We start from the raw sequence: 14,693 nt of genomic DNA, 5'->3' as shown, positions 1-14,693 counted from the left end.
TGATTCAATGAGTTCATTCACTAACGTTCCCATGTTAGTTCAACAAATGCAACAAGAAATACGACAGAAACGTTATACATTAGCGCTTGATACGATACGTGAACTGGAAAAGCTAAATGTGAGCCGCAAGCAGATTCTGTGGCATAAAGCATTGCTTGAGAGCAAGGTCGGAAATTTGCATGTGGCATTGGCCTACTTGAAGGAACTAGATAGCGATGAGCTACATGCCGTCAAGTTACAACAAACGATTACCGACAATTGGGATACGTACACGCAGATCATCGCTAAATATAACGATGCAGTATCGGAAATTCAGCTAGGATTTGGCGAAAAAGCATTACATATCATAGATCACGCGATGCAACTAGCAGGAAAATTGCCCATCCCGATTGAATTATATCGTATGAAAACGATCTTGTTGGCACGTTATGAAAGCGGCACATTATCTCGCTATACGGCGGGGTTACCTTTGTATGCGCTCGATGATTCGACAATTAAACGTGTCGTGGCGGCAGAACCTCCGCGTCCAGATATCCCACGCCCGGTTCCAAAGCCTAAGCGAAAGCGCAAGCTGAAAAAAGAGGCGGTAGTATTCCTTGCTAGTGTTGCGACTGTCCTCTTGGTATCCGTCGTCTGGCTACTAGCCAATCTTCTAGCACAACCTGAAACCGCTACGGAGTCGCCAACTCCAGCACCGGCGAAAAAGCCTGTTATTTCAGAGACTGTGCCGAAGAAAGACAAGCCGGTTGAAAAGGTAGTCACAAAACCTAAAAAGGAAGCCACGCTTGAATTCGTTTCAAATGAAGCGGCGAAAACGTACTATAATGAAGGCTACAGGCAATTTTTAAAAGAAGACTTTCCAGCAGCAGTTGTGTATTTGGAATATGCTGTGCGTACGGAAGAAAGTGATTACTTCACCGATGATGCCTCGTACTTCCTCGCTTCGAGTTATTTGCGCGAGCAGAAATATGAAGATGTAGTGGAGATCGCGAAGGCTTTCCGTCAAGAAAAAGATGTGAATTATCAGGAATCACCTTATCGAGAAGGCATCCGTCTTCAAGAAAGCCGCGCTTTGTGGCAGCTTGGCAAAGAGACTCAAGCTGTGTCGATTCTAGATGAATTGATTCATAAGTCGAATGAAGATTGGGTGACTTATGAAGCGAGGGCTATGAAGAAGTTGGTAGTGGATGGTGAGAGTGGAGAGGAAGACGAGGCAGCTAGCTGAGTTGGTTTTGGGTTAGGGGATTGAGTGTGAGTGCCGCGCTATTGTGTGTCGGCACAGCGCTAAAGTTGGGGTGGACCGCGCTATTGTGTGTTCACACCGCGCTAAAGTTGGGGCGGACCGCGCAATTGTGCGTCCTCACCGCGCCAAAGTCAGGGCGGACCGCGCTATTGTGTGTGAATACGGCGCTAAAGCTAGGGCGGACCGCGCAATTGTGCGCCCACACCGCGCTAAAGTCAGGGCGGACCGCGCCATTGCGTGCCCGTATCGCGCCAAAGTTAGGGCAGACCGCGCTATTGTGTGTCCGCATCGCGCTAAAGTTAGGGCAGACCGCGCAATTGTGCGCCCACACCGCGCAATTGTGCGCCCACACCGCGCTAAAGTCAGGGCGGACCGCGCTATTGCGTGTTCACACCGCGCTAATGTTGGGGTGGACCGCGCTATTGCGTGCCTGCACCGCGCTAAAATCAGGGTGGACCGCGCCATTGCGTGTTCACACCGCGCTAAAGTCAGTGCAGACCGCGCCATTGCGCGTCCGCACCGCGCTAAAGTCAGGGTGTACCGCGCCATTGTGCGTCCCCACCGCGCTAAAGCCAGGGCAGACCGCGCCATTGCGCGTCCGCACCGCGCTAAAGTCAGAGCAGACCGCGCTATTGTACGTCCCCACCGCGCCAACCCACCCAAACCACAAAAAAACAGGAGCAATCCGCGAAGTCAACTGACTTCGCGGATTGCTCCTTCTGTTATTCCAGTGATTGAATCAATTCAATATTATGTTTCTCCCACTTGGTCATCTTTCCGTCAAAAGACGGATTCGGTTCGTACCAAGACTGTGAGCCAAAGTAGTTTTGCAGTTCTTTTGATTTGAATACATAGCCGTGCCGCGCATAGATTTCATTGCGGGCTAGACGCAATTCCTCTTTTGACAGTCCTTTTAGATCGGATTTGTCGAGGAACACGTCACCGCTGTACGAGATGATGAAATGATCATTTGAACCGCTAGCAGGCACTTCTTTAATTACTTCTTTGACAATAACCGTTTCGACAGGTTCTTCCTTCACGACGTCGTTTTGTACAACTGGCAAATCATTGTCAGTTTCCACGTTGGTTTCGATGGCCAATTCTTTGATGGAATCAAAAGCGAGATGAACCGATTGCTTTGCGCCGAATACGTTCGCTTGAATTTCTTCACGTACGCTTTCGTCCTGTAAAGTTGTCGTCATTTTGATGGGATAAATCCCTGCCATATACGGGCCAAATTCCGCTTGTTCATTACTTTTTTTAATATAGCCTATCTCTGTATCGTGGATCGATAGTACGGTTTCCTCCCCGATAGATTTCACTTTGAGAATATAGCCCGCCGGATTAATTGTATAGTGGGGGAAGAGGCCGAATCGCTTTCCTGTTACATGCATAGAGAACATACCGTTGTCGGTCTTTGCTTTTAAATTGGTTTCTATTACTTGAACGATGGAAGGATTTTTCTCAACCAACGTAAGCAATGCTTGAATACTTTCTGCGTTAATCGAAATACGACTATCTTTCGGCATAATCATTTCATGCAATGTGTCTTGATCTTGCTCGATCAGCGCTGAAATGAAGTGCTCTGTTGTTGCCTTTCGACCGTATTTCGTTTCCATAGCGTAATAGCTCGAAATCGCGACTAGCACAATAACTAGTAATACAATCGGATACAATGGGATTTTCAGTAACGACCGTTTTTTATTCAAATTGCGTGATACGAGAAACGTTTTGCAGTTTGTACAGTACTCTTGCTGGTTTCTATTCAGTTCATTACATATCGGACATTTTTTCATGTGAATTCTCCTACTTCATGCTATGGTTCTATCTTTTGAATGCGAGTATAGATACCAATGTAGTCAAGATTATACTATGACTGACGGGATTATTCTAGATGTAAGGAGGGTTGTGGCGTAAAGGAAGTGGGGCACTGAATATGCAGGAAAGTGGATTATTCAAGATTCGTCATATAAAATAGTCCTATATAACGTATAGGATGTATGAAGATGGTAAATGGTAAGTTATAATGGTTTAAAAGATTCCCATATTGCTAAAGTGTGACAGGGAAGAAAAGAGGCGCGAATGAAAGGACAGCATCGTATATTTTTGATGGTATGTATTGGTTTGCTGGCGGTACTTGGATTTCAAGGGACAGTCAATGCAGAAGCCGTTTCACATGAGTTATTGGTGGAGTATGAAGAAACTCGCCAGGCATTTTCGGTAGACGGAAACTTGCCCGGTGTAGAAAGTCGTGAAACAATCACGGACGATGTGGAGTTATGGAGTTTTACAGATTCAGCTGAGATGCTGTTGATGAAAGAACAACTTCTCGAAGATCCAAACGTCTTGCATGTTGAAACGAATCATGCACGTTATTCGCATGTCCAATTCAACGATCCTATTCTTGTGAAGCAGTGGTGGATTCCACAAGTGAAGCCGCAGTTGATGTGGTCTCGGGTGCAAGAGCAAAAGAAAAAGACTGTCGTCGCCGTCATTGATTCTGGCATTGATTTGTATCATGAAGACTTACAGGGTCGAATTCAGCCAGGCGGTTATAATTTCTACGCAGATAATTCGAATGTTCAAGACGTCAACGGTCATGGAACGGCTATCGCGGGAGTGATTGCCTCTAGGGCTGGGAATAATCTAGGGGGAGTGGGAATTGCGGGAGGATATGACACCAACGTATTGCCGTTGAAAATCTCGCACCTGGACGGTCTTAGTAAAGTTTCGGATAGTATCAAGGCAATTGATTATGCCATCCTAAAGCAAGTCGATGTGATTAACATGAGTTACGGGGGTAGTCAATATTCCCAATTTGAGGAAAAGGCGATTCAGCGTGCAGTGGAATCGGGTATCACGGTCGTTGCGTCAGCAGGAAACGATGCAACGAAGGGGAATGCCATCATGTTTCCCGCGTCTTATCCATCTGTCATTTCAGTTGGGGCAACGGAAAGAGATAATCAGCGCGCTTCCTTTTCAAACTATAACTCTCACGTTAGCTTAGTTGCTCCGGGCGCAGCAATCTATACCACTTCAATCAATAATAGCTATCTATCAGTCAGTGGAACCTCTTTTTCAGGACCTATGGTAGCAGGTGCCGCGGCTTTAGTGAGGTCTTTGAAACCTGAAGCAACGCCTGCTGAGATTAGTCGGCTACTTGTAATGACAGCGACTGACTTAGGGGCACCAGGTAAAGATATTTATTTCGGTGCAGGTTTAGTCAATATAGAACGACTTAGTAACGCGCTGCCTGCTGTCACTACACCTGCTCCACCTAATGAATTTACCGGTGATTTTCCAGAATTGGAGGTACTACCGAATAAAGTATTCACAATCAAATTTACAAGCGAATTGCCACTTGGAAAAGAGCAGGCTTCACATATTTTTATTACCCGTACGCCAGACAGTACAGAACGTATCGAGAGTTTTACAGCGCAAGTGAATCCTAAAAATAATGCTCAATTATTCATTACCCCAACTAAAGAATGGCAGCCAGGAGTTCATTATTTACGGGTGGATCAAGGGTTGCAGAATAAAAATGGGATTGCAATGAAGAAGTCCTTTGCTGTGAAGTTTACCGTATATCCTGACTAATCACATACAATCGAAAAAGGCTATTGCGATCAGTCATGGAGACTCTCGCAATAGCCTTTTGAGTAGTTTATTTCGTAATTTTAGAAAACATTTCCCCCGTACTGATATCTAAGATCATATCGTCCACTTCAGGTTTCGTCTTGATCATTTCCATTTCATGGAGCCAGTCCCGCACATCTTCCCACGATGTTTCATCCAGCGCGCCAAATGCTTCACCCTTTGTATCCATCTTAGGCAATAGAATTTGTAAGCTTTCCGTTTCGATTGCTTTGTCTAACGGGAAGTTTGCTTGATCTTGGTTGTTCAGCAAGAGGTCGAGGGCTTCTTCTGGCTGTTCTACCATAAATTCATAGCCTTTTTGTGCTGCTCGCCAGAAAGCTTGAATGGCCTCTTGTTCTTTATTCCATGTATCATCACTCGTCAATAACACGATTTCACTATAATTCGGCACACCATAGTCTACTGGATTAAAGTAGCGTGTTTTGAATCCTTTGGAGTCCATGACAGGCACTTCGTGGTTAATGAATGTTCCTGTCACGGCATCGACGCGTTTTGAAACGAGTGACGATTCTAGTTCAAATCCGACGTCGATCATATTCACTTTGTCATAATCGCCACCGTCATTCGTCACCATCGTTTTAATCAACGATTCGTTCAGTGGAATTCCAGGATAGCCAATTGTTTTGCCTTCAAGATCTTTTGGTGATTGAATCGAGCTTTCTTCCAGCATGACGGTGTAATTAAGCGGCTCACGCACGATGGAGGCAATCGCTTTAACCGGAATATCTTCATTTGCTTGCGCTAAAATGACATCGGGTTGGTAATACAGTCCAAGTGTCACTTTTCCAGCTGCAGTTAAGTTCATTGGATCGGTCGGATTGGCAGGAAATTGAATGTCTACCTCCACGTTTTCTTCATTGAAATAGCCTTTTTCCTGCGCTACATATAGATAACTATGTACGGCATTCGGATACCAGTCGAGCATGATACTAACTTTTTTCATTTCATTGCTAGGTGTCTCTTTTTGTTCTGTAGTGGGCGCATCATTCGTACATCCAGCTAGCAGTAATAGAAGAAACGTGATGCTAAGAAACAGATGTTTTTTCATTGATGATTCCTCCAGTGTAAAAAGTGTTTTTCTAATACGACGACGAGTAGAAAGAAGATTATGCCTACTGCAGAAAGCAAGACAATCGGTGCAAATACGGCAGCACTGTCAAATTGCGTCATCATTCTTCTGCTAAAATACCCGAGTCCTGCCTGAGCGCCTAGCCATTCTCCAATTGCCGCACCGATTACGCTAAGTGTAACCGCCACTTTGAGCCCGGAGAAGAAAGATGGCAAAGCGGAAGGTAGGTCTAATTTATAGAAGATATCTTTTGAAGATGCGCCCATTGTCCGCATTAATTCGCGTAAGTTTTTATCCGACGAGCGTAAGCCGTCGAACACGCTGACGGTTATCGGGAAAAATGTAATGAGGACGGTGACCGCGACTTTACTCCAAATGCTGTAGCCGAACCATAAGACAAAAATCGGTGCGAGCGCAATGACAGGAATCGTTTGCGACGCGATGAGAATTGGGTAAAACGCTTGCTCAATTGGCTTCTTACTATACATCGCAATCGCCAGTGTGGATCCGATGATGATCGAAATCGATAAGCCGATCAAAATAGTTAAAGCAGTCGGAGGTAAGTGGTGGATAAACAGCTCCGTTTTCAGCTCCCATAATCTGATCAGAATTGCTGAAGGGGACGGGAAGAGGAAGCTTTTGTCGTAAAGACGTGCTGCGATTTCCCATACGCTAAGTACGATTGCGACGAAAAGTATCGACCAACTATACGAAGTCATCTTCTTCATAGCCGCGCCTCCGAACGAAGCTCGCTAATCAGTTGCTCTTTCAGTTCCATCAGTTCGGGTCGTGCCAAGTCCCGCGTCGTGCGTGGTCGGCTGAGAGGCACGACGACTTCGCGAATTGTCTGCACCGGCTTTTCAGCAAGTACAAAGATGCGATCGGATAGAAATAAGGCTTCGTCGATATCATGTGTGATGAAGACAATGGTTTTATCGAGTTTCTGCCATTGATCGATCAACCACTCTTGCATCGTCAGCCGCGTGATCGCATCGAGTGCGCTGAATGGCTCGTCCAATAATAAAATATTTGAGCCAGTCAGGATCGTTCGCAAAAAGGAAACACGTTGTCGCATCCCACCGGATAAGTTTCCAGGGTAGGCGTTTTCTTCTCCAACTAGTCCGAAGTCAGCGAGTAACTGGATGATTTCATCGGAAGAAGGTTTATGTCCTTGAAGTTCTACTGGTAATTGAACATTTTCTAGAATCGTTCGCCATGGCATGAGTAAGTCTTGCTGCGGCATATAGCCGACTTTGCCTAACCGCTTCGTTGCCACTTCTCCGTTCAATGAAATCTTCCCACTGTCAGGGTTCTCAAGGCCGGTGATGAGTCGGAATAACGTGCTTTTACCATACCCGCTTGGTCCAATGATGCTAACGAATTCGCCTTCTTTAACGTGCCAGTTAACTTGATCGAAAATAACAGTTGGTTTCGAAGCTTTCGTTGCTTGATAATGAAAAGAGACATTCATAAACTCTAAAACTTTATTCACCATATTCTTACCACTTCTCATTTCTTCAAAAAATTCACACAAAAAAACCACTTCTCTGTGCGAAGCGGTTGCATAGTACGGACAAAATCCGTCATATGTCCACTTCCCTCCGCTAGCATTATCTAGTGCAGGTTCAAGGGTTAAGGCGAACGCCTTTCTCAGCAAAAGCACCCCTAGTGTTTATCCAACTCTTATCGTTACATAGTCTAGTAAAGTAGTCAACTTCAATTTAGTAATTATTCTAGTAACAATCCGCAAACCTCTTGCATTTAATTGGTCATCTATGTAATATAATGACTAACAGACCGGAATGGTATTTCGGTCACTTTTAAAGGGAGTGTCATCATGGATCGCAGAGAAGAAATCATATTGGCGGCTGAAAAATCATTTTCGATGTTTGGCTATAAAGCGACGACGATGGATCAGGTAGCGAAGATTGCGAATGTAGGGAAGGGTACAATCTATACGTTTTTCTCAAACAAAGAGGAATTATTTCATTCGATTGTGTGGAAAATGGTTGAAGAAATGAAAGATATTTCTGAACGGACAGCGATAGAAGGAGCGTCTTTTCAAGAGAATGCCCATGCGCGTATTATGCAGTTGCTGAAATTTCGCGAGACGCATCAGTTATTCATTAAACTGATAGAAGAAGAGAAAGAGTTGCGCACACCTGCTGTAGGAGATGTGTTAACTACTATTGAGAAGGAAATAGTGAATTTCATTGCTGGAAAGATTGATCGCGGTATCGCAAAAGGTGAATTGAAGCCATGTGATAGCGAGTTAATTGCATATCTTTTATTCAAATCATATGTAGCACTAGTTAACGATTGGTCGAAAACGCACGATGACCAGCTGACGGAGAAGCAAATCACGGACGTGTTGAACCATACAATTTTCTCCAGTTTGTTAGTATGACGTGCGCATGACGGAATATAGAGTGAGGGTTTATACTAGATGAATAAAATTCGGTTCATAGTCAGACGGGATCTCCGGAATATCTTCAAGAATAAAGCTGCGCTCATTGTCATTGCGGCCATTGCGTTTCTACCTTCCCTTTATGCTTGGATGAACATCCTCGCCTCGTGGGATCCCTACTCCAATACGAAAGGCGTAGAAGTCGCGATCGTCAGTGAAGACGTAGGTGCGAAAATCGAGGATAAGGAATTCAATGTCGGGGATGAAGTCCTCGTCTCGCTGACTAAGAACGACGATCTTGGCTGGCAGTTTGTAACGAAAGATGAAGCGTTAAAAGGCGTGAAACACGGTGATTACTATGCTGCGATCATCATTCCGGAAGACTTCTCAGAGAATTTAAGCAGTATCGTAACCGATGATATGAAAAAGCCATCATTGGATTATTATATTAATGAAAAAATCAATGCGATTTCTCCGAAAGTAGCGGGCAAAGGTGCGTCTGCTATTGTAGAAAATATCGACAAAACATTCGTCGAACAAGCGAATGAAGCAGTCCTCAAGGTATTCAATCATCTCGGAGTAGAACTTGAAGGAAATCGAGTGAATATCGAAAAACTACGAGATGTAATTTATCAATTGGAATATGACATTCCTGAAATTTATTCAAAATTACAGATGGTAGATAAAGGCTTGGATTTTGCCGATTCATCTATCGACCGCGTAGATGTCGTACTGGACGATGTCGATGCCGTGCATGCCAATGCGAAAAAGTTGAACGCACGCTTGATCAATAAGTTGCAAGAGAATGAAAAGGCTGTGGATCACACGTTGCGCGTCATTACGTCTAACCTGGAGAGTGCACAGACGGCATTTCGCAAAGTACCTAATTTGACGAGCGAGCTGTCAGGCAAAGGGGAAGATGTCGATCGTCTTGTCGATTCGCTACGTGATAAGCAAGGCAAGTTGGAAGATACGAATGCGCGTTTAGATGATATTTACGATTATTTGAAAAAACAAGACCAGAATCTTAAAGACTCTACGAATATTAAAGATTTGCAAAGTACTTTGAATGATAGCGTCACAGATTTAAACCGTCTGAAAAAGAATTTGGAAACGATCATTTCCACTTTGCAGAATGGCACCAATCCGGCGACTGATTTAATTACGCAAACACAAGCGCTGTCTGACAAACTCGCTGAAGATATGGAAAAAATTAAAGGCAATTACGAAAATGTATTATCACCGCAAACTCAAAAGCTAATGAAGCAGTTGAATGAGCTTTCCGTAAATATGACGAGCGTATTAGATCGCGCGACTGAAGTAAACAGCAATGCGCAGAAAGTCGTTCAAAGCTTAATCGGTAAGCGTGAATCCATTGACTTCAGTAAATACCAGGAGCAACTCGACACTATGTCCACTGCGATAGAAAGTCAGATTGGTAAAATGGATACCGTCATTTCTGTTTTAGAAGCGGCAAGTAAAGTGACAGGCAATGACAAACTTGTCGGTTTGCAACAAAAATTCATCGCATTACGGGATCAATTATCGTCGACCAAACAGGCCATTGATAAAGTGCAAGCCGCTATTACTAAAGGGGAGAAACCGAGCCTCGAGTTGTTGAATCAACTAAACGGACAGCTACAGGCAAGCCAGCAGAAGATTGTCGATGCACGCAATCAATTCAATACGAATAGCCAAAATGCAATTCAAGATGCTATGGCACAACTACAAACTTTCGACGAAGGACTACGCGATCGGTTCAATGAACTTCAAGCCTCGAAGACAGAAATTGATGAGAAGCTTGCAGGATTGCTAGAAACAGCGGAAGATCCGAAGGTGACGATCGGTGTACTTCAAACGATGGTCGGCCGAATCGATAATGGACTTTCGGCAATTGGCTCCATCCAAAATGGATTAACGGATCTTGAGAAATTCATTAATTCGGATAAACTGTCCAATGAAATCGAACGAATCAAAACGGTTCAAGACAGCCTGTCATCTGCCCATTCATCCGTTGACGGTTTAGTGGGTCGAATCAATGAATCGAAAGCGAATGGCAAAAAGCATTTAGCTGAAGTCGATCGTGTATCTGGAGAATTGGATCGTTCGGTTGGAGAAGCTATCGATTTCGTCAATAGTGATTTGACAAGAAAGTATAAATCCGCGATCCGTGATGCAACGAATGCATTGTATGATGTGTCCGATGTACTGGATGAAGTAAATGGACGGATTCCACGACTGCGCACTGCGCTTGAAAAAGCAGAGGAAGGCGTGGCGCTTGGGAAAACAGATTTGGCGAAAGCGCAACAACTCTTCCCAGAAGCACGTGAAACCATTGAAACGATGGCAGAAAAGATTCGTAAGTTAGAAGAAAACGGAGACTTAGATAGGTTATTAGATATTCTTTCAACGGATCCAACAGGCGTCAGTAAGTTTCTGGCTGAACCGGTCGTCTTGAATGAACATGCGTTATATCCGATTCCAAACTACGGTTCAGCCATGAGCCCGTTTTACACGACACTTTCATTGTGGGTCGGTGCGTTGTTGATGGTGTCTACATTGAAAGTCGACATCCGAGAGAAGACACAATTCAAAAACTATCAAACCTATCTTGGGCGATTAATTATATTCGCTGGGATTGGCACGATTCAATCGTTGATCGTCACGCTTGGTGAGTTATTCATTATGAATGTCTACGTCGTCAACAAGCTGCCATTTGTATTATTCGGTGTACTGATCAGCGTCGTATTCGTTACGATCGTCTACACACTCGTGTCCGTATTCGGTAACACCGGGAAAGTCATCGCGATCATTTTAATGGTCATGCAACTCGGTGCATCAGGGGGGACATTCCCGATCCAGATGGCACCAGAGTTCTTCCAACAGATATCTGCATTTATGCCATTCACGCATGCGATCACCTTATTGCGTGAATCCATCGGTGGAATCATCTGGGCAGTAGCGTTAAAACAAATCCTTTATTTGCTCATCTACTTCGCGATAGCGCTTGGTGTGGGGCTTGGATTGAAAAAGTTTTTCAATAAATCGAGTGATAAGTTTATGAAGAAGGCGAAGGAAAGTAATATTGTGATGTGATGGAATGAAGACTGTACAGAAAGTGGTTTTACTAACTTTTTGTACAGTCTATTCGTGTGTAATTAGATTTTGGAGTCTCAATTAAATGGATATTCCGAAACTATTGCATTAAAATAGCTTCATTTGCTCCGAATTACTATTCTCACACGCTCCATTAACATACCCCATATCCCTAAAGCCTTTTGAACGCTTTTTGGCCATGTTTATAAGGGCATGAACTTTCTGGTCAATATAATCGTATACGCGTACTTCTTGTTTAGTAGAGTGGTTGCGATGTAACCGTCCTACGTATTGGGTCAATAAACCTTTCCAAGAGATCGGCATAGTTAGGAACAGCGCATCTAATCGAGGAAAATCAAATCCTTCACCTATATATTTTCCTGTCGCTATAATTAAGAGTTCTTCTTCGCTTGATAAATCACGGAGAAGATTTAATGCCTTCTTTTGTTCTTTTTTAGAGAGTTCTCCCGAAAGAACTATAATGTTTTTTGCGAATCCCTTAAACATACTGTGAAGTATATTAACATGGCTTATTCTTTCGGTCAGAATTAATGGCGTCCTACCTTCTTCCAATGCTAAAAGCACGTCTTCGAAAATAAGTCCATTTCGCTTAGTATCTTCTGCAATTTCATTGTACATTTGCTGTACATTTTCAGATGTAGTTTTATAAGAGGTTCTTCTTTCAAAGATAAGATGATGAAAAGGGCGAATGAGTGCTTGTTCTTTAGCATCTGTTTTATATAAAATTGGACCACATTGCATCGTAATTATTGGGTGAAGTCCATCTTTACGAGCTGGTGTGGCTGTAAGGCCATATACATACTTTGCTCGAACCATCTTCATTAATTGTTCAGAAGTATAAGCTGATAGATGATGGCATTCATCTATAATAATTTGACCGTATTGAGTGATAATAGGATCAATTCCGTTAGAGGTTAATGTTTGTATGGTGGCTACATCAATTTTTCCTGTAGGCATCCGTTTTCCACCGCCAAATTGGCCTATTTCCTTACGGGGTGAGTCTAGAAACAGGGAGAGCTGATCAATCCATTGATTTAGTAACTGTTTACGGTTCACTATGATAAGGGTATTAACTTTTTGTTCAGCGATAAGAGCAGCTGCTGTTACGGTTTTTCCAAATCCAGTGGCGGCTGCTAAGACACCGCCATCATGTGCTTGCAATTGTTGAAGTGCATCTACCTGTTGTGATGATAAGGTGCCATTGAAATCTGTTTTTATAGGGCTTCCTGCAAAGCGTTCATCTATCCAATCTAATTCAATTCCCTTAGAAGACATTAATTCCTGGATTGCCTGCTCACATCCTCTTGGAAGAATTAAATGAGAAGTAGTTTTATCGAAACAGTCAATCACCGAAGGTATGGTATACGTCGACAGTCTTTTTGCTTTTGCTTTAAAATACTCCGGGTTCCCAAATGAAGCTAAACTTTCGAGTTGTGATGTAAGTGCATCAGAAAGTTCTTCTAATTTGAAATGAATACCGTTCTTCTTAATGGCTGTTACGGTAGTTGGATATCCAGTAGCTTTATTAGAGGGAATTTGAACTTTTAGTAACTGAAGGTATTTGTAAACCATGTTCTTATCCACCTTATTTAAACAAGATAAATAAAGCCATTGATCTTCAAATGGTTGAAAGACTTCATCAACAAAAACGCTATTGCCAAGGTCTCGGGCATAGCGTTGTAGCGGTAGAGCGATTAGGTTTCCTAGGCTTCTAGTATTTGCAAGAGAATCCTGACTTGGAAATAAACGATCAAAGGAATCTAGCTCAGTAGATGTTTTCTTATCCGCATGTGCAATCAATGCTTTGCCAAGAGTGCGAGCTAATGAGGAAGGTAAGGCTTCTGAAAAGAAGAACCATACATGCGCTCCATTGCCAGAGCGGGATCTTTCAATGCTAAAAGGAAGCCGAATACTTCTACAAACATTTACGAATGCAAGTACATCATCCTGCCAATTCTTTTTATCAAAGTCTAAAACAAGAAACCAACAAGAGTTATCTACTAACAAGGGATATAGACCAACAATGTGCTTACCACTTAAATGATCATAAATGGTTTGATCTGTCAGAGGGGTATTGGCCTTATTCCGACGAACTGGTGAATATCCGCTCTTACCATCCTCCAACTTCCATCTAGTTGCATATACATCTGTTCTACCCCGAAATACACTTTGAAATAATTGAACTTTTTGTTGTGCTGTTGAAGTATTGGTAATTAAACTATTAGATTGTTTTATTTGAAGTTCTGGCAAATAATTTTGTACTATCATTTTTAAGTACTTATTCTCAGTCTGAAGTTTTTCTAGTTCTAGATTCATTTCCTGTTCAGATATCTTCATAACTATGCACCTCTTATAATTCAATTCAGTGATTCGTTATACTTAGTGTACTAATAAAGACAGGGCGAACACAAGAGGATTCTCAATATTCATTTTATTTAAATTGTATTTGATTTACAAAACATGTAGAAACACACTTCTCACATCAAATCCCAAACCGTCTTGATAATCTCATCGCACTTCTTCACAAATAGTGAACTCTCAAAAACAAATGTATGCAGAGTTCCATCTTTTAACTCGACGGTAATTCCGTTCGGCACAATGCCTAACACGTAGGAGGAGTCAATATTATTGATGTCGGCAATATCGAATTCCAAAACATCTCGTTGAAAATGCATATTGCGTGGCTGGAAGATGAAACGCTGATTGGTAATAAATAAGTTGCCACTGACGTAATCTATACTCTTTCGCAAGTCCACAGGTAATTCATATTGGACTTTTTCGTTTTCTCGAGAATTCGTCATCCAGATCTCTCCTCTATGGATTTTATCTATGACTCTATTTTCATTTTACCTCTATAGATATGTATAGACAAGACATCTTGATATGCTTAAGCGCTTTATCGCCCGCGCTATCTGCTCAATCCATGTCCGCGAGCGATCAATGTGTTTGACCTAAGCGCTCTATGGCCTTGACTTACACCCTGTCAAGTAGACACTCGATAAAACGCACATGAAGAAGTACTCTACAATCCGTATGTAATCTTTTATCTATCATGCGACCTGATTGTTTCTGTACGCAATAGGCGTTCCAGATAGTTTCTTTTGTGGTCGCACTTCGTTATAATATAAAATATAATCGGTTACCGCTTGAATCATTTCATACTCCGTTTCAGGTTCTACAAAACCTGGCATCTCTGTCTT

11 protein-coding genes and 1 riboswitch are annotated in these 14,693 nt (G+C 42.8%); of the genes, 4 read left to right on the top strand and 7 right to left on the bottom strand.

Going from position 1 to position 14,693, the window contains the following annotated elements; genetic code table 11:
* The first annotated feature begins 7 nt into the window (after nucleotides 1-7).
* Nucleotides 8-1,225, top strand: coding sequence for a tetratricopeptide repeat protein (locus tag CSV60_RS13910; protein WP_099637400.1), 1,218 nt, complete (start codon nucleotides 8-10; stop codon nucleotides 1,223-1,225).
* A gap of 740 nt (nucleotides 1,226-1,965) precedes the next feature.
* On the opposite strand, the gene CSV60_RS13900 is transcribed toward CSV60_RS13910, so the two are convergent.
* Nucleotides 1,966-3,039 (bottom strand): YARHG domain-containing protein, encoded by a 1,074-nt coding sequence (locus CSV60_RS13900; protein WP_099637398.1) that lies wholly within the window; start codon nucleotides 3,037-3,039, stop codon nucleotides 1,966-1,968.
* A gap of 286 nt (nucleotides 3,040-3,325) precedes the next feature.
* Between CSV60_RS13900 and CSV60_RS13895 the strand changes: the two genes are divergently transcribed.
* On the top strand, nucleotides 3,326-4,840 hold the full coding sequence (locus tag CSV60_RS13895) for a S8 family peptidase (RefSeq protein WP_099637397.1): 1,515 nt from the start codon (nucleotides 3,326-3,328) through the stop codon (nucleotides 4,838-4,840).
* Nucleotides 4,841-4,907: 67 nt separating this feature from the next.
* Here the strand turns inward: CSV60_RS13895 and CSV60_RS13890 are convergent, their stop codons facing one another.
* The 3 genes from CSV60_RS13890 to CSV60_RS13880 are packed head-to-tail and all read right to left on the bottom strand — an operon-like array spanning nucleotide 4,908 to nucleotide 7,464.
* Nucleotides 4,908-5,948 carry an ABC transporter substrate-binding protein gene (locus tag CSV60_RS13890; protein ID WP_099637396.1) on the bottom strand — a complete coding sequence of 347 codons (1,041 nt, stop codon included), beginning with the start codon at nucleotides 5,946-5,948 and terminating at the stop codon, nucleotides 4,908-4,910.
* Nucleotides 5,945-6,697 (bottom strand): ABC transporter permease, encoded by a 753-nt coding sequence (locus tag CSV60_RS13885; RefSeq protein ID WP_233189637.1) that lies wholly within the window; start codon nucleotides 6,695-6,697, stop codon nucleotides 5,945-5,947. The genes CSV60_RS13890 and CSV60_RS13885 overlap by 4 nt, the downstream gene beginning before the upstream one ends.
* Complete coding sequence (locus CSV60_RS13880; protein ID WP_099637395.1) at nucleotides 6,694-7,464, bottom strand: ABC transporter ATP-binding protein; 771 nt, start codon at nucleotides 7,462-7,464, stop codon at nucleotides 6,694-6,696. Before CSV60_RS13880 ends, CSV60_RS13885 begins: the two co-directional genes overlap by 4 nt.
* An 84-nt stretch (nucleotides 7,465-7,548) precedes the next feature.
* Nucleotides 7,549-7,646, bottom strand: a riboswitch (TPP riboswitch).
* Nucleotides 7,647-7,806: 160 nt separating this feature from the next.
* Between CSV60_RS13880 and CSV60_RS13875 the strand changes: the two genes are divergently transcribed.
* Complete coding sequence (locus CSV60_RS13875) at nucleotides 7,807-8,376, top strand: TetR/AcrR family transcriptional regulator (protein WP_099637394.1); 570 nt, start codon at nucleotides 7,807-7,809, stop codon at nucleotides 8,374-8,376.
* Between the two features lie 39 nt (nucleotides 8,377-8,415).
* A complete protein-coding gene (locus CSV60_RS13870) occupies nucleotides 8,416-11,472 on the top strand; it encodes a YhgE/Pip family protein (protein ID WP_099637393.1) in 3,057 nt (1,018 codons plus the stop codon).
* 108 nt (nucleotides 11,473-11,580) lie between these two features.
* Here the strand turns inward: CSV60_RS13870 and CSV60_RS13865 are convergent, their stop codons facing one another.
* From CSV60_RS13865 to CSV60_RS16265, 3 genes are all read right to left on the bottom strand, one after another.
* Nucleotides 11,581-13,830, bottom strand: a complete 2,250-nt coding sequence (locus tag CSV60_RS13865; protein WP_233189636.1) for a DEAD/DEAH box helicase — start codon at nucleotides 13,828-13,830, stop codon at nucleotides 11,581-11,583.
* Nucleotides 13,831-13,970: 140 nt separating this feature from the next.
* Nucleotides 13,971-14,294 carry a GRAM domain-containing protein gene (locus CSV60_RS13860; RefSeq protein WP_099637392.1) on the bottom strand — a complete coding sequence of 108 codons (324 nt, stop codon included), beginning with the start codon at nucleotides 14,292-14,294 and terminating at the stop codon, nucleotides 13,971-13,973.
* A 249-nt stretch (nucleotides 14,295-14,543) separates the two neighbouring features.
* Entirely contained in the window at nucleotides 14,544-14,684 is a 141-nt protein-coding gene (locus CSV60_RS16265; protein ID WP_369823649.1) for an IS3 family transposase, read from the bottom strand.
* Nucleotides 14,685-14,693 lie beyond the last annotated feature (9 nt).

The sequence above is a fragment of the Sporosarcina sp. P7 genome (assembly GCF_002743425.1).
Taxonomy (GTDB): Bacteria; Bacillota; Bacilli; order Bacillales_A; family Planococcaceae; genus Sporosarcina.
The sequence above is the reverse complement of the archived record's forward strand: the minus strand, read 5'-3'. Positions and strand labels throughout refer to the sequence as shown.